The following is a 17,877-nucleotide window of genomic DNA, read 5'->3' as shown; positions in this document are numbered from 1 at the left end:
CGGCAGCTGGACGGCACTTTGGCGAACGCTCAGTGAGCGGCGTTCTGGAGTCGTTTCGCTGCCGCGGCGATCCGTTCGTCGGTCGCCGTCAGAGCGATTCGCACATGCTCGGTGCCCGCGTCGCCGTAGAACTCCCCCGGGCCGGCGATGATCCCGAGATCAGCCAGTCCGCTCAGTGACTCCCAGCAGCCGACTCCCGCACTCGACCACAGGTACAGCCCCGCCGTCGAGTGATCGATGCGGAATCCGTAGGCTTCGAGTCCGGCCCGCAGCAGCTCGCGTCGGGCCCGGTACCGCTCCTTCTGTTCGCGCACATGAGCCGTGTCGCCCAGCCCTGCAGTCATCGCCGCCTGGATCGGGAAGGGTACGATCATTCCCGCGTGCTTGCGTGAGCGCGTCAGATCGGCGATCAGCTCGGCGTCTCCGGCGACGAAGGCCGCACGATAGCCGGCGAGGTTGGACTGCTTTGACATCGAGTAGACGCTGAGCACGCCCGAGTAGGTCTCCCCCGCCGCCGCCAGCACGCTCGGCGCGGGTTCATCGGATTCCCAATTCAGCAGTCCGTAGCATTCGTCGGAGGCGAGGATGACTCCGGCTTCACGGGTACGGCGGACAACCTCGGCGAGGATATCGGCCGAGAGGACCTCACCGGTCGGATTGCTCGGCGTGTTGATCCACAGCAGTCCGATGCCCTCGAGGGACGCGCCGGCGACGATATCGGCGGCGTCGAGGCGTCGGCAGTCGACGCCCGCGATCATCGCCCCCATCTCGTAGGTCGGGTATGCCACCGAGGGGCAGGCGACGGTCAGTCCGCGCTCCCGCAGCCCCAGCAGGGTGGGCAGCCACGCCACGAACTCCTTCGACCCCACGGTGGGCAGCACCTCGGCGGCGGGGTCGAGGCTCACGCCGTGCCAGGTCTCATACCACCCGGCGATCGCCTCACGCAGTTCGACGGCCCCTCCGGTGGTCGGGTAGCCGTGCGCATCGGCGGCGGCGCCGAGGGCGTTTCGGATCACCTCAGGGGTGGGATCGACCGGGGTCCCGATCGACAGGTCGCAGACCCCGTCCGGGTGCTCGGCGGCACGCTGGCGGTACTCGGTGAGGCGGTCCCAGGGGTAGTCGGGCAGGTTGAGCCCGAAGCCGGCCGTCATGCCTCAGCCGTTCTGCGGAGGCAGCGCGGAGATCATCGGGTGATCCTTGCCGGTGTTGCCGAGCTTCGCGGCACCGCCGGGAGATCCGAGTTCGTCGAAGAACTCGACATTGGCCTTGTAGTAGGACTCCCACTCGTCGGGAACATCGTCTTCGTAGAAGATCGCCTCGACCGGGCAGACAGGTTCGCAGGCACCGCAGTCGACGCATTCGTCGGGGTGGATGTAGAGGCTGCGTTCGCCCTCGTAGATGCAGTCGACCGGACATTCGTCGATGCAGGCCTTGTCCTTCACATCGACGCAAGGCTGGGCAATGATGTACGTCACGGAACCGACTCCTACTAAAGACTCACTGATCAAGCGCGTGGCACCCTCAACAATACGCCCTCCGCATGCACGGGGCTCCACCGGGGGCACGTGATCCTCATTGCATATTCGTGTCCCGCGTCACGCCTCGACTGCGCCGGGACCCGAGTGTTCTAGGCTGGGGGTGACCGAAATCAGGCGGAAGGCGAGAAGTGGACGATCTGCAGCCCGGCAAGAGAGTTGTCGTACGGTATTCGCTCAACCCCGGGGACACGCACTCGACCTCGGATGCCCTCGGTGTCATCTCCGCCGCCGATGAGTCGAGCGTGGAGATCACGACGAAGAACGGTCCGCTCCGCATCGCCCGGGCCCAGATCCAACTCGTCCACGAAGTCCCTCCCGCGCCGACGCGATCGGGACGCACCCATGAGATCGTCTCCGCCGTCGACCTGCGCCGTATCTCCGCGGCCGCGTGGCTGCCCGCGGACGTCTCGTGGCTGCATGTGGAGAATCTGCGCAATGAGAGCCCCGACGCCGACGCGGATGTCGGCCTGCTGCAGAAGGGCTGGCTGCTGCGCAGCTCCGAATCGGTGACGCGGCGGTCGAACAGCTGCCTGCCCGTGACCGAGACAGGCCTGGGCTGGGAACAGTCCCTCGACGCCGTCGAAGCCTGGTACGCCGCGCGGGACAAGTCACCGCAGATCCAGATCTACTCCGCCGCGGACTCGGCGACGCTGGCACCCGAGTGTGAGGGCCTGGCGCCCCTGCTCTCGGCACGCGGATATGCACCCGGCGAAGCAACGTTCCTGCTCACCGGTGCCACCGCCGAGGCGGCCGACGGCGCCGCCAGCCCCACCGACGCGGCCGCGGACGGACTGACCATCGAAGTCAGCGAGGTCCCGACGCCCGTGCACTATGCGGCCTGGACGAGCGAGCGGGATCCCGGCTCCGACGAGGCGTTCCGTGCCCTCGTCGAAGCCGCCCAGCCCTGTGAGTTCGTCACCGCCTATGCCGACCATCCCGATGGCAGCAGGTCATTGGTGGCCGCGTGCCGGGTGGTCGAACGCAGCAAGTGGGGTGTGCTGACCAATCTCATCACGCGTCCGGATCTGCGTCGCCGCGGTGCCGGCAGGTCAGTGGCCAGGGCGGCGGCGGCCCTGCTGTCCCAGCGAGGCGCGCGCTCCTACCTCGTCGATGTGGAGGCGTCGAACACCGCCTCTCTGGGACTCTTCGACTCCCTGGGTGCCACGGTTCGGCACCGTTCCTGGTACGCCACCCGAGGCTGAGCCTCGCGCCCCCAGCGGTTGCTTGTCACGCCTCCCGAGGCTGAGCCGGGTTCAGTCCTTGCACTCCACTTTGTTCACCGGCCGGTAGTCGGTGACGAAAGAGTCCTTCGTCGTGCGTCCGGATTCGATGTCCTTCATCGTGCGGGTGATCTTGATCGACCATCCCTCCTTCGGCGCCTGCGGCGTGCACAAGGCCCCGGATTCGGTGATGGATCCCGGTGAGGTGAAGTTGAAGCGATCCGAAGCATCGGCGTCCACATAGAGCTTCTTGACGCCGAAGACCTTGGCGTGGACTTCACCGTCCTTGAGATACATGTCGAGGACGACCGGGGACTTCGAGGTGTTCGTGAACTTCAGATCGATCGACGACCAGTCCAGGGTCGTCTCCCGGCCCTCGGGGTAACGGGAGATGTAGCGGGAGTGCGCACGGTGCTCGTCGAGATCGAAGCCGGCGAAGAACGCCGCATTGAACAGCGTCGTCGACACCTGGGAGACTCCACCGCCGAAGTCCTCCTTCATCTGACCTTCAGAGATCACACCGGCGGGCTTGTACCCGTTGGCCGCCGTCCTCTGTCCGAGAGCTTCGTTGAGGGAGAACTGCTCCCCCGGCTTGATGACGGTCCCGGACACCTTCTTCGTCGCCACGCGCAGGTTGTTGTCCCTGTTGGGTTCGGAGTTGTAGCCGGTGGAGAATTCGCTCATCGCCTTCGAGACATCGGCCTTCTTCGCATCCTTGGTCGTGAAGTCGGGCTTCACGGACGCCAAGGTCACTTCGGGCTTCTCCGTGTCTCCCTTGATCGCCTCGGTGAGAGCCGTGGCGAGCTCGTCGCCCTTGATGCCGATGCCGTCTTCGGATTCGACGACGCTGGGCTTGCCGTCCTTGATCGTGAAGCTCGCATCCTTCGCAGGGCGACCGATGTCCTTATTGGCCGCCAGCACCCGCTTCTGCAGATCGTCTTTGTCGAACACAGGACGCAGAGACGAATCCTTCGCGTCGAAGGACAGCGAGTTGGCGATGATGGTCGGACTGATGCTCAGGTCCCCACCGTCGACATCGTCGTCGGCGTCCTTGCCCGGCTTCGCCCGGACAGTCCTCTCCGAGCTCACGGCGTCGGCTGCGAAGCCCTCGGCCATCTCTTCGGCTTCGGCGGTGGTGATCTCCGGATCGACCTGCTTGGCCTCGACGGGCACTGTGTCCTCACTGCGCAGCCAATGCTCATCGATGGCGGCGCGCACCTGGTCCGCGTCGACGGTCTGTCCGACCGTGCCGTCCTTGACCTTCGGCTTCGTCTTCTCGTAGCCGAGCTCGGCATCGACGGGTTCGACCTCGAGCGACTTGGTGACCTTGCCCGTGGCCGTCTCGAACTTGTCGTCATCGACTCTGATGACTGGGGCGACCTCATCATCGCCGAAGAGTCGATCCCAGATGATCATCGGGTTGAGTGTGAAACCCGTGATGCGGGAGATGGTGGCATCGGCGTCGAAGGAGATCCCGGCCTTCTCCGGATCGAGCTTCGCGCTCGGCTCCCCGGCCTTGAGTTCGATGGTCTCCGCAGTACGATCGGAGAGCTCATTGCGCAACGTCGATTCGGCATCGGTGCGGCTCTTGCCGCCGATGTCGATGCCGGCCGCGCTCGTTCCGGGGGCGAGGACACGTCCGCTGAAGAAGCCGATGAGCAGATAGATCACTGCCAGCCCGAGCACGATGACGCCCAGGATCACCCAGGTCTTCTTCCGCGGCTCGCTCGTGGGAGCCGGGTCTCCGCCTGGATTCGGCGAGGCACCCATCAGAGTCTGCGTCGGCATCGTTCTCCCGGTTCTGTCGGGCCCGGTCCCTGTCCGGTCCGACACGTGTGCGTGGACATGATCGTCCCGATTCTACCGAGTCGGGTCTGCCCGTCGCACGTTGATGAACGCGAAGATCGCGGCGAGGACCATCGGTCCGAGGAGCCAGGCGACGGACCGCAGCGTGCCGGTGACGATCATGTCTGCACCGGGCAGCCAATCGGGCTGGCCGAGCACATAGGACAGCAGCGCAATGACGATTGCGGCGACGAGCATCGGCGCCGAGCTGCGGTACATGGTCTTGAGGTGCCAGAGTCCGCATGCGGCCAGGAGCAGTGACAGTGCCAGGCCCCAGGGAAGGATCACCGGTGTGCCCGCCAGGTCGATGACCGTGACGTTGAGGTGCTGCATCGCGCCGAGGAAGGCGATTAGCAGGGCGAGCAGGGCGGCGTGGACGTAGGCGAAGATTCCGGGCTTCTTCGGTTCACGACGGCGGCGCAGAGGCTTGTCATCTGCAGCCCCGACAGCACCGTATTCTGCAGGCATCGACTGCGCCTCGACAGCGGCGAGGTCGAGGTCGAGGTCGGCCAGAATGTGAGAGGCGGGTCCCGCGTGCAGGGCCACCGCCGCGATCGGTGCGCCGGCGCCGATCGAGAAGTGCTCGCGGTCGGCGATCCGCTGTCCGACGCCGTTCGAGAGGGCGAAGAACTCGCCCGAGACGCTCACCTGTGTCCGGTGGGCGGCCAGCGCCGCTCGTTTGGAGTCGAGCACCCCGGCGATGTCCTGGGCCACGACGATGTCCCCGACCGGCGGCTTCGTCGGAATCGTCTCCGCCGCGGCGAATCCGGTCTCGGCGAACCCGGACTGCGCGGGGTCGAAGGCGGCGCGGGCCGCCTCGGCGGGGGTGTCGACGAAGAGCAGGCGACCGGTGTGCCAGCTCGCGAAGTCGAGGGCCGCGACGGTGGCATCGTGGACCCGCACATGATCGGGGTGGCCGTATCCGCCGTTGGCGGCATAGGTGACCACGGCATGCGGTCGGGTCTCGTCGATGACCGCTGCGATGTACCGGGCCACCGTGGCGACATCGGCCGCGCACAGCGCCTCGGCGGGCATCGACGCGGCAGGCCGCGCATGACCATCGGATCCCCATTCCATGCCCGAGTCCTCGAAACGGCGGGACTCGCCGCCGAGGAACAGGTGCCTGCGCACGCCCAGGGCCGCCATCGCCTCAGCGATCTCGGTCTCCCGGACCTGTGCCAGACGGGCGCGGTCCCCCTCGAGCCCTTTGAGCTCGGCGGGGATGACCTCCCCGCCCTCACCCCGCGTGGCGGTGAGGACGGTGACCTCGGCACCTTCGGAGACCAGGGACGCGATCGTTCCTCCGGTCGTGATCGTCTCATCGTCGGGATGAGCGTGCACGAAGAGGATGCGGGGAACGACGGTCATAGGGTCCTTAAGTGCTCGAGGTCATGCGGTCGGGGCGTCGATCAGGCGTTCTGGCGACGCAGCTTCGCGTAGGTCTTCGCCCGTTCCTTCGGGTCGAGCTCGAGCTTGCGGATGCGCACCGTGCCCGGGGTCACCTCGACGCATTCGTCCTCGCGGGCGAATTCGAGGCTCTCCTCGAGGGTGAGCTTGCGCGGCGGGACGAGGTTCTCGAAGGAGTCAGCCGAGGCCGAACGCATGTTCGTCAGCTTCTTCTCCTTCGTGATATTGACGTCCATGTCATCGGCGCGAGAGTTCTCGCCGACGATCTGGCCGGTGTAGACCTCGGAGGTCGGCTGCACGAAGAAGGTGCCGCGTTCCTGCAGATTGATCATCGCGTAGGGAGTCACAGCTCCTGCCCGGTCGGCCACGAGGGAACCGTTGGTCCGGAACTCGATGTTCCCGGCCCAAGGGCCGTAGCCGGCAGAGAACGAGTTCGCAATGCCGGTGCCGCGGGTCTCGGTGAGGAACCGGGTGCGGAACCCGATGAGACCGCGAGCCGGGACGCGGAACTCCATCCGGACCCAACCGGTGCCGTGGTTCGTCATGGTCGACATGACGCCCTTGCGGCTGGCCATGAGCTGGGTGACGGCGCCGAGGTAGTCCTCCGGAACGTCGATCGTGAGCTCTTCGAAGGGCTCGTGGACCTTGCCATCGACCTGCTTGGTCACGACCTGAGGCTTGCCGACCGTGAGCTCGAAGCCTTCACGACGCATCTGCTCGACGAGGATGGCCAGTGCGAGCTCACCGCGGCCCTGGACCTCCCAGGCGTCGGGACGCTCGGTGGGCAGAACCTTGAGCGAGACGTTGCCGACGAGCTCCTGATCGAGACGGTCCTTGACCATCCGTGCGGTGACCTTGGTGCCCTTCTCGCGACCGGCCAGCGGCGAGGTGTTGATGCCGATGGTCATCGAGATCGCAGGATCGTCGATGATGATCGCCGGCATCGGCTTCGGGTTGTTGATGTCGGTGAGAGTGTCACCGATCATGATGTCGGGAATGCCGGCCACGGCGACGATGTCACCGGCCGAGGCCTCGGTGGCCGGGACTCGGTCGAGGCCCTGGGTCTCGAGGAGTTCGGTGATCTTGACCGAGCTGATGTCGTCCCCACGTGCCCATGCGACCTGCTGGCCCTTCTTCAGCGTGCCGCCGAAGATGCGCAGCAGCGCGAGACGACCGAGGAACGGCGAGGCGTCGAGGTTGGTGACATGCGCCTGGAGGACGTCGTCCTCGTTGATCTCCGGAGCCGGAATGGTCTCGAGGATCGTCTTGAACAGCGGCTCGAGGTCCGGGTTCGACGGCGCTTCTCCGTCGGCCGGCTGCTCGAGGGAGGCGGCGCCGACCTTGGCGGCGGCGAAGACGGTGGGGACATCGAGCACGGAGTCGACATCGAGGTCCGGAACTTCGTCGGCGAGGTCTGCAGCCAGACCCAGCAGCAGGTCCTGAGATTCCTCGATGACTCCGTCGATGCGCGCATCGGCGCGGTCGGTCTTATTGATGAGCAGAATGACGGGCAGCTTCGCGGCCAGAGCCTTGCGGAGCACGAAGCGCGTCTGCGGCAGCGGGCCTTCCGAGGCGTCGACGAGCAGGACGACTCCGTCGACCATGGACAGGCCGCGCTCGACCTCGCCGCCGAAATCGGCGTGTCCGGGGGTGTCGATGACGTTGATGACGATCGGTTCGTCACCGGCCGAGGGGCCGTTGTAGAGAACGGAGGTGTTCTTCGCGAGAATGGTGATGCCCTTCTCGCGTTCGAGGTCTCCGGAGTCCATGACGCGTTCAGCAAAATCACCGTGTTCGCTGAACACACCGGTCTGGCGGAGCATGGCATCGACCAGGGTGGTCTTGCCGTGGTCGACGTGGGCGACGATTGCGACGTTGCGGCGATTCTCACGACGCGTGATGGCTTCAGTCATCAAATACCTTATGAAATAGAGAGAGTGGCCCGGTGGGGACCCAACAGACAATTATACGGCCACCCGCGCGTGTTCACGTGCAGGTGGCCGTACAAGTGGGTTCTCAGGCGTTCGCAGTGGCCTCGAGGACAGCGTCCCTGGCTTCACGTCGCTTGCGCTGCTCCTTCGGGTCCGGTACCGGAACCGCGGAGAGCAGGCGCTGCGTGTACGGGTGAACCGGGTTGGCCACGACCTGCGAGCTCTTGCCGATCTCGACGAGGTAGCCGTGCCGCATCACCGCGATGCGCGAGGCGATGCGCTCGATCACGGCGAGGTCGTGACTGATGAAGAGGCACGCGAATCCGTACTCCTTCTGCAGCCCTTCGAAGAGGTCGAGGACCTTCGCCTGCACGGAGACGTCGAGCGCCGATGTCGGCTCATCGGCGATGAGCAGCTTCGGACGCAGCGTCAGTGCTCGGGCGATGCCGATCCTCTGCCGTTGCCCGCCCGAGAGTTCGTGCGGGTAGCGGTTGCGCATCGAGGTCGGCAGCTCCACCGCGGACAGCAGGTCCTCGACCCGTTTGCTCAGGGCCGGCCCCTTCATCCCCTCGTGGAGATAGAGCGGTTCGCCGATCGACTCACCGACGGGCAGCCTCGGGTTGAGCGAGGAGCCGGGATCCTGGAACACGATCCCGACCTCCTTGCGCAGAGGCCTCATCTGCTTGTTGCTCAGGCCCTTGATGCTCTTGCCGTTGACGACCATATCGCCCTCGACGGTCGGCAGCAGGCCGAGTGCGGCGCGCCCGATCGTGGTCTTACCCGAACCGGACTCACCGACCAGCCCCACGACCTCGCCGGGGCTGACCATGAGGTTGATGTGGTGGGCGGCGCGGAAGGCCTTCTTCCGGCCGATCGCCGGATACTCGATGGCCGCGTCCCGCAGCTGCAGGGCCGAAGGCTGTGAGAAGTCGGCCTGGGATCCGGGGTGGTAGTAGGTCTCCGTGGAGTCCATCTCGATCTGATGATCAACCTTCCCACGCTCGGCGATCTCACGCGATTCGGTGTCCAGATCGTCAGTCCGGCTCCCGCCTCCCTCTACCACGGTCGCGGAGCCGGCGTGCGTCGAGTCCAGAGAATCACGAGATCCGTCGATATGCGGATCGATCTCTTCTTCCTCACGGTGTGCGGAGGAGATAGATTCGACAGCGTCGAGATTCGAGCCGAACACTGCACCGTCTGCCCCGGCTCCAAGGTGCGGCACAGCTTCGAGGAGCTGCTTCGTGTACGGATGCTGCGGTGCATAGAAGATCTCGTCGGCTGAACCCGCCTCCACCACGCGACCAGCCCTCATCACAATGATGCGGTCGGCCATATCGGCGACTACGCCCATGTCATGTGTGATGAGGATGATGCCGGCGTCGAGCTTCGACTTGAGTTCACGCATGAGCTTGAGGATCTCGGCCTGCACCGTGACGTCGAGCGCCGTGGTCGGCTCATCGGCGATGAGCAGCTTCGGCTGGCAGGCCAAGGCCTGCGCGATCATGATGCGCTGACGCTGACCGCCAGAGAGCTGGTGCGGGAACGAGTGGAAGCGGTCCTCCGGATCGGGCATCTCCACGAGGCGCATGAGCTCGAGAGCCCGCTCTTTTGCCTCCGTGGGGCCGATGTCTAGGTGGACGCGCAGCGTCTCCACGATCTGGTACCCGGCGGTGTAGACCGGATTGAGAGCGGTCATCGGCTCCTGGAAGATCACGGAGATCTCATTGCCGCGGATGCGCTGCATCCGCTCCTGCGGCATGCCGATGAGTTCGGTTCCGTTGAGCTTCGCCGAGCCTGTGGCCCGACCGTTGCTCGGCAGCAGTCCGAGCAGGGACATGCTCGACTGTGACTTTCCGGATCCGGACTCGCCGACGATGGCAAGCACCTCGCCCGCGTTGACCGTGTAATTGAGGCCTTCTGCGGCCGTCCACCATTCGTCGCTGACCCAGAAACTGACGCCGAGGTCGTTGACGTCAAGGATCGGTGTGCCCTTTTCAACCGGTGTCTGAGACTCTGACTGTGCGGTCATCGCTTCGCTCCTTTCTGCGCCATGCGTTCGGCTTTCTTCATCTTCCTCCAGCTCGGGATCGTCTTCATACGCGGGTCGAAGGCATCGCGCAGACCGTCGCCGATGAAGTTCACACACAGAGCGATGACGATGATGAACAGACCGGGCCACCAGAACAGCCACGGGCGGGTGGCGAAGGAGGTCTGGTACTCGCTGATCAGCTGGCCCAAGGAGATTCCCGGAGGCTGGATACCGAAACCGAGGTAGCTCAGGGAGGCCTCGAGCACGATCGCCTGGCTCATGATCAGCGTGGTGTTGACGATGATCACGCCCATCGCGTTGGGCAACATGTGCTTGAACATGATGCGGAAGTCGCTGGCCCCGGCGACCCGTGCCGAGTCGACGAACTCGCGTTCGCGCAGCGACAGGAAGTCACCACGTACCAGACGTGCCAGACCGACCCACAGAATCGCACCGAGGGCGAGGCCGAGCATCGGTCCGCTTGCGCCGCCGACGAGAACGCCGAGGATCGAACCGACGACGATGACCGGGAGGATGACGAAGGCATCGGTGATGCGCATGAGCACCGAGTCGATCCAGCCGCGGTAATAGCCGGCCAGCGCACCGACGACCGTTCCGATGACGAGGCAGACCGCCCCGATGATCACCATGACGACGAGCGAGATCTGCGTCCCCTTCATCACCCGGGCGAAGTTATCGCGGCCGATCTCGTCCTGTCCGAACGGGTGCTGACCGGGAGAGAAGATGTTCGACAGCGACCACGTCGGTGCTCCGCCGGGATTGACGACGGGCCCCGAGGCCGTGTGGGTGAACTGCCACCAGCCGGGGATTGCGCCGACACCCAGCGCGGTGAAGGCGAAGAGCGCCACGATGGCGAGGACGCCGATGCTGATCATCGCGCCTTTGTGGCGGAGGAACTTCTGGAAGACGATCCTGCCCTGGGACAGGCCTTCGGTCTCCTTGGCTTCGATCGCATTGTCTCCGACCTCGTCGAGATCGGCGGAATTCTGATTGTCGTAGTTGGTACTCATGCGTTCACTCGGATTCTCGGGTCGAGGACGGCGTAGAGGAAGTCCGCGACCAGGTTGGCGATGATGGCGAGCAGGCCTGTGATGAGGATGTAGGCCATGATCGGATCGAGTTCGGACTGCCGCATCGAATCGATGAAGAGCTTGCCCATGCCGTTCCAGCCGAAGATCGTCTCTGTGATCACGGCACCGCCGATCATCGTGATGATGTCGACCGGGATGATCGACGCCAGAGGCAGCAGCGCATTGCGCAGGGCATGGCGCATGATCACGGTGCGTTCGTTCAGGCCTTTGGCCCGCGCCGTGCGAATGTAGTCCTGTCCCATCACCTCGAGCATCGATCCGCGAGTGTAGCGGGTGTACGAGGCGAAGGAGATGAGGATCAGTGCGATCGAGGGCAGCAGCAGGTGGGTGAACGAATCGAGGTTCGTCAGCCAGAAGTCTCCATCCATGTTCGGGGCCGAGGCACCGATCGTCGCGATCGGACGATTGTTGATCGCCGGGTCGTTCGAATACTCGGTCCATCCCTGGAGCACGCGGTCCGCGAAGATGAGGAACGCGATGATGATGGCCGTGAAGCTCGTCGTGCGCACAGTGTCCCAGGGATCGGGACCGCGGAAGGCGAGACCGACCGCAACGGCGACGCCGATGGCGACGATGAGCAGTCCGAACATCCACAGCCAATTCATCTCCACGTAGTAGAAGAGGTACTGCAGCGGCATGTACAGCAGGGCACCGATGACGGCGATCGACAGAGTCGCGTATAGGACCCGCTTGTTTTTCAGCCCCGTGGACAGGAAGGTCATGACGACGGCCGCGCCGGCGCCGATGACGATGATTCCGACGATGCCGATGCTCGGCTGCTGCAGCCAGCCGCTGGCGAGAATGTAATAGATCGTCGCGAAGGTGATGATCGATGCGGCCGAGAAGGTGATGAGGCGGCGTTTCGCCCCACCGCCCAAGGCACCCATCCAGAACAGTCCCATAGCGAGACAGACGAGGATGATCGGCACCCAACTGCTCAGGGTCGGATCGTTGATGAAGTTGTTGATCTCGATCGCCCCGTACTGCTTGAGCAGCACCGCGACCCAGAACACGGGCAGCGAGTAGAGCAGGAACGAGACGAAGGTGATGAAGTAGTCGAAGCCCGAGTACTGGCGGATCGCGGAGATCATACCCACGGCGATGCCCAGGATGATGGCGACGATCGTCGAGGCGGTGATGAGCTTGATCGTGTTGACGATCGCGCCCTGCAGCTGGTCGGTGACTTCCTGCCCTGATTTCCACGCGATGCCGAGATCACACTGGCCGACCACGCATCCGCCGACGCCGGCGAGCCACTTGAAGTAGCGGACGACCGCGGGCGTGTCGAGGTCGAGGAGTCTGGTCCGGGATTCATAGAGGGCCGCGATGTTCGGGGAAGTGCTCGCGCGGAGATCCCAGAAGAAGTCGAGGGCGACGTTGAGGAGGAGATATAGAACGAAGGTGACGACGAGGAGCACGAGTGCTGTCGAGAGGAGTCGTCTGAGGATGAATCTGATCATAGTGGTGTGTCCGTTTCAAACTTCCGAAGACGCCGCTGTGGGGACCACACAGTGATCCCCACAGCGGCTTGAGCGTGGAGAAGAACCGACCTCATCGAGGAGGTATCAGTTCGTCTCCCACTCCCAGTAGTTCCAGAACATCGTCGGCGACACAGCTGTCGACTTCACATTCTTGACTTTGTCACGGTAGATCGTCAGCTCGGGGAACTGGAAGATCGGAGCACCGAAGGCATCCTCGCTGAGCATCTTCTCCATGTCCGTGAGCAGCTCTTCGTGCTCGTCCTCCTTGGACACGAGCAGCTCGTCGAGCAGCTTGTCCATATCCGGGTTGGAGTAACCGCCGTAGTTGTTCTGAGCTCCGGTGCGGAAGTTCGCATCGTTCTCGGTCACGCCGGTGCCCTCGGACTGCCAGCCGAAGAGCGAGACATCGTAGGTGCCGTCACCGAGGCGGGTGCCCCAGTTGACGTCTCCGACGTCTTCGATCTTGAAGCCGGCCTTCTCTGCCGATTCCTTGATCAGCTGGAACTCCTGCTGGCGGCGGGCGTTCGTGTTGTCGTACATCACACGCACGGTCGGAGCGTCGGCCCCGGCCTCTTCGAGCAGCTTCTTCGCGGCGTCGACGTCGACAGTGGTCGCATCGACGACCCCGTTGGCTCCGGTGATCGCGTCGTACATCGGCGATCCGGGAACCTGCGAGTAGGAATCGCGGGTGACGGCCTGATCGTTGAGCGGCTTGATGATCTTCTCGACGATGTCCTCACGCGGCAGAGTCTTGAGGAAGGCCTGGCGGACCTTCTTCGCCTTCTCCTCATCGCCGCCGTTCGCCTCGGGGTCGAAGGGACCCTTGTTGTCGAACGTGAAGTCCACATGCTCGTAGGTAGCGCCGTCGGCCGAGTCGACGGTGACACCGTCGAGGTCTTCGGCGGCGGAGAGCACGTCAGCGGTCGCCTGCGGCTGGGTCATGTCGACCTCACCGTTCTCGACTGCCTGGATCATCGCCATCGGGTCGCCGTTGTAGCGCACGGTCACGGTCTGGACCTTGGGCTTGACGGGACCTGAGTAATTGTCGTCGAGTTCGAGGGTGACGTACTGTCCCTCTTCGAACTTCGTCATCTTGTACGGTCCGCTATGGACGAGCAGATCCTCATCCTCGGGCATCGAGGTGAAGTCGAACCCGGTGTTCCAGGTGTTCGAGATCTTCGAGAGCTTCTCGGTGTCCTTATCCTTGATCGCGTCGAGGATGGCCTGCTTGCCTTCGGCAGCGTCGTCGACCCCGAGGGCCTTCTTCGCCACAATGTGCGCGGGCACGCCGACGCCGTCGGCACCGGTGCCGAACTCGGTCTGCCAGTCGGCATAGGGCTTGGAGTATTCAAGGGTGATCTCTTTGCCGTCATCGGAGATCTCCGGGAAGTCCTTGATGAGCGCGGAGCCAGCGGTCGACGAGTCGAAGTAGACGGTCTTCTCGTCGTTCTCCTTGACAGCACCTTCGTCATCGTTGTTCGACTCGACGGTGTTGAAGTTCGACGAGGTGCCTGCCCAGGTCAAGGCGAGGTCGGCCGCGTCGACGGGGGTGCCGTCAGACCATTTGGCATCGTCGTTGAAGGTGTACTTGACCTTGAGGGGATCCTCGGAGACCTGCTCGACCTTGCCGAGTGCGCCGTCCTGAACTTCGAGGTCGCCGTCGTAGTAGCCGAAGTTGTCATTCATCATGTAGGTGAGAATGGCGTTGGAGACGGCATTGCCGTTCGCGGTCAGGGTGTTCATCGAGCGGAAGGATTCGTTCCAACCGATGTTCACAGCCGAGTTATCGGATGACTGCTCGTCATCGCCGCCGCCGGGGGGTGTGCAGGCAGTGAGCACCATTGCTGCTGCGGCAACTGAGGCTCCGGCTGCGAGGAAGCGCTTTTTCACGTTCTCTCCTTGTTGTCGTAGGGCGAGTCACCCTCGTGCTTGCATCCCAAGTCCGGGATGCTCTCCGGTCATTCGTGCCCTGATCGGGCATGTGACCGCGTTCATGTTTTTCACATGGAATGCATCAAAGCTAATCCACTCGCCACTGTGACAGAGTCCACATATTGAGCATCCTTAGGAATCGTTACCGTTTCGAAACCAAGGAAACATACAAGAAACCTGAAGTCTCAATGGATAGGATGTTCAGGTGGTAAACAGTGAGATGGGTCGCAACTCAGACGAAATTCAGCCGACGATTGTGCGGACGACGAGTTCGACGGTGCTCTTCATCGTCATCGCCGCCATCTGCGTGCTCGGCCTCGGGTCGATCGTGCTCGGGGACTTCACCATGCGCGGCCTGGCCGTGGCAGGGATTCCGGTCGCCGTGCTGACGCTCGTCTTCGTGCTCTACCGATTCCCGCGGGTCGAACTCGGACAACAGCAGATCGGCCTGGTCAATCCGCTCAAGACGATCGCAGTCCCCTGGAACCTCGTCGACGGCTTGGACACCCACTTCGGGTTGTCGGTGCGCACGCATGAGAAGACTTACTCGTCCTGGCCGTTGGCGGGCAAGGGCAAGAAGATGGAGAAGGACGAGCGCGGCATCCGCAGTCTCATGGACAATCCCAGCCCCGCTGTGGACACCGTCCTCGACCGCTATGCCGCTCTGAGCGATGCGGAGCTGGCCAATCCCCGCGGCGAGCGGACGATCACGGAGCGGTGGAATCTCGCCATTATCATCGCGCTGATCGTCGCGATCGTCTGGGCAGTGTTCGGATTCACCGCCCTGCCCAGCTGATCACCAGCCGCGCTCGCGCCACTCCCCCAGCTTCGGACGTTCGGTGCCGAGAGTCGTGGCGTCTCCGTGCCCCGGGAGCACCTGGGTCTCATCGGGCAGCTGCGCGAAGACGCGTTCCTCAAGATCGTCCATGAGCGAGGTGAAGTCCTCGGGTAACCACGTCTTGCCGGGTCCGCCGGGGAACAGCGAATCTCCGGAGAAGAGGATGGTCTCTCCCCCATCGCGCAGCAGCAGGGCGATGGAGCCCGGGGTGTGACCGCGCAGTCCGATCGCCTGGAGCACGAAGCCGCCGAAGTCTCCGACGTCGAGGTGCTCGACCGGATGGGCGATGTCCACGCCTTCGGCCTCCGTGATCGCCGCGGCATCCGGTGCGCCGGCGATGGTCAGCGCATCGGGATAGCTCGCCGAGGTGGCCCGCAGCGCCCGAATATGATCCCAATGCTGATGGGTCGTGATGATCGCACGCAGGACCGGCTCGGCCGCGGTGTCCGCGGCGCCGGCTGCCACCAGCTCCGTGATCGCCTCGGCGTCGTCAGCGGCGTCGATGAGGACCTGGGAGCCCGATTCGCGGGCGGTGATCAGGTAGACGTTGTTCGCCATCTCGGAGACGGCGATCTGCCGGATGACGACGTGTTCGGTTTCGATCGTGTTCACCATGCACCTCTCGTGTACTGCGTCGGATACGGTCCCGGCTCCACACCGAGATCGTGGGCGGCTCGCTGCGGCCAGGACGGCTCACGCAGGGCCACCCTGGCGAGGAAGATCGCGTCGGCCTGATCCGTGCCGAGGATGGTCTCGGCCTGCTCCGGATCCGTGATGAGTCCGACCGTTCCCGTGGGCACCCCTTCGGCGTGGATCGCCGCCGACAGCGGCACCTGATAGCCAGGTCCCACGGGCACCTTGACGGGAACGTTCCCGCCTGAGGACACATCGACGAGGTCGACACCGCGGGCGTGGAGGTCACGGGAGACCTCGACCGCCTCGGCGATGTCGAATCCGCCCTCCTGCCATTCGCTGGCAGAAAGCCGGACGAACACCGGAACCTGCTCCCCCACCGCAGCGCGCACTGCCTGATAGGTCTCGACGAGCAGCCGTGAGCGACCGGCCAGATCGCCGCCGTATTCGTCGCTGCGTTCATTGGACAGCGGGGACAGGAACGAATGGAGCAGATAGCCGTGGGCGGCGTGCAGTTCGACGAGGTCGAATCCGGCATCCACGGCCCGGACGGCAGCGGCCGCGAAGGCCTCGACCACCTCGGCGATGTCCTCGCTCGTCATCTCGCTCGGTTCCGCATATCCCGGATAGGCGATCGCGCTGGCTCCCAGGGTCGGCCAACCGCCCTCGGCCTCGGGGACGCTGCCCCGTGGATTGCCGTCGAAGGGACGGTAGGTGCTGGCCTTGCGGCCCGCATGGGCCAGCTGCACGCCGATCGCGCTGCGCTGGGAATGGACGAAGTCGACGACCTCGGACCAGGCTGCGGCCTGATCGTCATTCCAGATACCCGCGTCCTGGGGCGAGATGCGCCCCTCCGGGACGACGGCCGAGGCCTCGGTGAGGATGAGCCCGAAGCCGCCCTGAGCGCGGGCGCCGAGGTGGACGAGGTGCCACGTGCCCGGCATGCCGTCCTCGGCTTCGCAGGAGTACTGACACATCGGTGCCAGCCAGATGCGATTGGCGACCTCGAGGCCGCGGAAGGTGATCGGGGCGAACAGCTGAGTCATAGGGCTCCCAGGAAATCGTGGATGTGGTCGAAGACGATGTCCGGGTGTTCGGCCATCGCCAAGTGCGCGGCGTCGGGGACCGTGACGAGTTCGGCACCCTCGACCTGCCCGGCCATCTCGGACATGGCCTCGGGAGTGCAGCCGGGGTCCTGCGATCCGGCCATGAACAGCGTGGGCACGCTGATGCCGTGGAGTCCGCCGCCGAGGTCGTAGCTCTGCAGGGCCTGGGCGCAGGCGATGTAGGCCTCGTCGTCGATCGCGGCGAGATCGGCGAGGATGAGGGGGCCGGTGGCGATGTCCTCGGTGAGGAAGCCCGCGGCGAACCAGCGGTCGGCGGTGTCGTCGACGAGGCCGCGGGTGCCGTCCTCGCGGACGTCCTTGATGCGCTCGGCCCAGGATTCGGGTGTGCCGAACTTCGTCGCGGTCGCACAGGCGATGAGTCCGGTCAGGGATTCGGGGTGTTCGAGAGCCAGAGTGAGGCCGATGCCTCCGGAGATCGAGACTCCGCAGTAGGCGAACTTCTCGACGCCGATCTCGGCCAGGGAGTCGACGAGGCCGGCGGCGAGGTCGGAGATCGTGAAACCGGCACCCGCCTCGGAGCCGGCGGCCGCTGCGGCCGGAGTCGTCGAGGTGCCCGCTGCGGGGGCTGGGAAGGTGTGCCCGGGCAGGTCGGAGAGGTAGATCTGATAGTCGTCGGCGAGTCGAGCGGCCACGGCCGACCACAGCGGCAGGCGGGTGCCCAGAGCATTGCCGAACACGAGGACGGGTGAACCGGGATTGTCGTTGAAGGCATGGACTGAGATACGCATGGCAGGCTCCTAGCAGGTGACGTTAACGGAGAAGTGATCGAGTGGACGGTGCCGTT

At 64.6% G+C, this 17,877-nt stretch carries 14 protein-coding genes; 2 read left to right on the top strand and 12 right to left on the bottom strand.

Features of this window, described 5'->3' with window-relative positions:
• Positions 1–29: 29 nt before the first annotated feature.
• Both dapC and fdxA read right to left on the bottom strand, forming a co-directional pair.
• The gene (gene dapC / locus CV023_RS01795) at positions 30–1,151 is read right to left on the bottom strand and encodes a succinyldiaminopimelate transaminase (protein ID WP_230743757.1); all 1,122 of its coding nucleotides are present in this window, start codon (positions 1,149–1,151) and stop codon (positions 30–32) included.
• Positions 1,152–1,154: 3 nt separating this feature from the next.
• Positions 1,155–1,475: a ferredoxin gene (gene fdxA / locus CV023_RS01790; protein WP_230743756.1), complete on the bottom strand. Its 321-nt coding sequence runs from the start codon at positions 1,473–1,475 to the stop codon at positions 1,155–1,157.
• 191 nt (positions 1,476–1,666) lie between these two features.
• On the opposite strand from fdxA, the gene CV023_RS01785 reads away from it, so the two are divergent.
• Entirely contained in the window at positions 1,667–2,740 is a 1,074-nt protein-coding gene (locus CV023_RS01785) for a GNAT family N-acetyltransferase (protein ID WP_230743755.1), read from the top strand.
• Positions 2,741–2,791: 51 nt separating this feature from the next.
• On the opposite strand, the gene CV023_RS01780 is transcribed toward CV023_RS01785, so the two are convergent.
• The 7 genes from CV023_RS01780 to CV023_RS01750 all read right to left on the bottom strand — a co-directional run bounded on the left by CV023_RS01780 (position 2,792) and on the right by CV023_RS01750 (position 14,453).
• On the bottom strand, positions 2,792–4,546 hold the full coding sequence (locus CV023_RS01780) for a VanW family protein (RefSeq protein ID WP_230743754.1): 1,755 nt from the start codon (positions 4,544–4,546) through the stop codon (positions 2,792–2,794).
• Between the two features lie 72 nt (positions 4,547–4,618).
• Entirely contained in the window at positions 4,619–5,971 is a 1,353-nt protein-coding gene (locus CV023_RS01775) for a PIG-L family deacetylase (protein ID WP_230743753.1), read from the bottom strand.
• 41 nt (positions 5,972–6,012) lie between these two features.
• Positions 6,013–7,923, bottom strand: a complete 1,911-nt coding sequence (gene typA / locus CV023_RS01770; protein ID WP_230743752.1) for a translational GTPase TypA — start codon at positions 7,921–7,923, stop codon at positions 6,013–6,015.
• Between the two features lie 103 nt (positions 7,924–8,026).
• Positions 8,027–9,970: an ABC transporter ATP-binding protein gene (locus CV023_RS01765; RefSeq protein ID WP_230743751.1), complete on the bottom strand. Its 1,944-nt coding sequence runs from the start codon at positions 9,968–9,970 to the stop codon at positions 8,027–8,029.
• Complete coding sequence (locus CV023_RS01760) at positions 9,967–11,001, bottom strand: ABC transporter permease (protein WP_230743750.1); 1,035 nt, start codon at positions 10,999–11,001, stop codon at positions 9,967–9,969. Before CV023_RS01760 ends, CV023_RS01765 begins: the two co-directional genes overlap by 4 nt.
• Entirely contained in the window at positions 10,998–12,542 is a 1,545-nt protein-coding gene (locus tag CV023_RS01755; protein WP_230743749.1) for an ABC transporter permease, read from the bottom strand. The genes CV023_RS01760 and CV023_RS01755 overlap by 4 nt, the downstream gene beginning before the upstream one ends.
• A 105-nt stretch (positions 12,543–12,647) precedes the next feature.
• Positions 12,648–14,453 (bottom strand): ABC transporter family substrate-binding protein, encoded by a 1,806-nt coding sequence (locus CV023_RS01750; RefSeq protein WP_230743748.1) that lies wholly within the window; start codon positions 14,451–14,453, stop codon positions 12,648–12,650.
• A gap of 247 nt (positions 14,454–14,700) precedes the next feature.
• On the opposite strand from CV023_RS01750, the gene CV023_RS01745 reads away from it, so the two are divergent.
• Positions 14,701–15,291 carry a hypothetical protein gene (locus CV023_RS01745; RefSeq protein WP_230743747.1) on the top strand — a complete coding sequence of 197 codons (591 nt, stop codon included), beginning with the start codon at positions 14,701–14,703 and terminating at the stop codon, positions 15,289–15,291.
• Here the strand turns inward: CV023_RS01745 and CV023_RS01740 are convergent, their stop codons facing one another.
• From CV023_RS01740 to CV023_RS01730, 3 genes are read right to left on the bottom strand one after another with little or no spacing between them, the layout of a single operon-like run.
• Positions 15,292–15,948 (bottom strand): MBL fold metallo-hydrolase, encoded by a 657-nt coding sequence (locus tag CV023_RS01740; protein WP_230743746.1) that lies wholly within the window; start codon positions 15,946–15,948, stop codon positions 15,292–15,294.
• Positions 15,942–17,012 (bottom strand): NADH:flavin oxidoreductase/NADH oxidase, encoded by a 1,071-nt coding sequence (locus CV023_RS01735; protein WP_230743745.1) that lies wholly within the window; start codon positions 17,010–17,012, stop codon positions 15,942–15,944. The genes CV023_RS01740 and CV023_RS01735 overlap by 7 nt, the downstream gene beginning before the upstream one ends.
• Entirely contained in the window at positions 17,009–17,821 is an 813-nt protein-coding gene (locus CV023_RS01730) for an alpha/beta fold hydrolase (RefSeq protein WP_230743744.1), read from the bottom strand. The genes CV023_RS01735 and CV023_RS01730 overlap by 4 nt, the downstream gene beginning before the upstream one ends.
• Positions 17,822–17,877 lie beyond the last annotated feature (56 nt).

The sequence above is a fragment of the Brevibacterium sp. CCUG 69071 genome, from assembly GCF_021023135.1.
GTDB lineage: Bacteria > Actinomycetota > Actinomycetes > Actinomycetales > Brevibacteriaceae > Brevibacterium.
The sequence above is the reverse complement of the archived record's forward strand: the minus strand, read 5'-3'. Positions and strand labels throughout refer to the sequence as shown.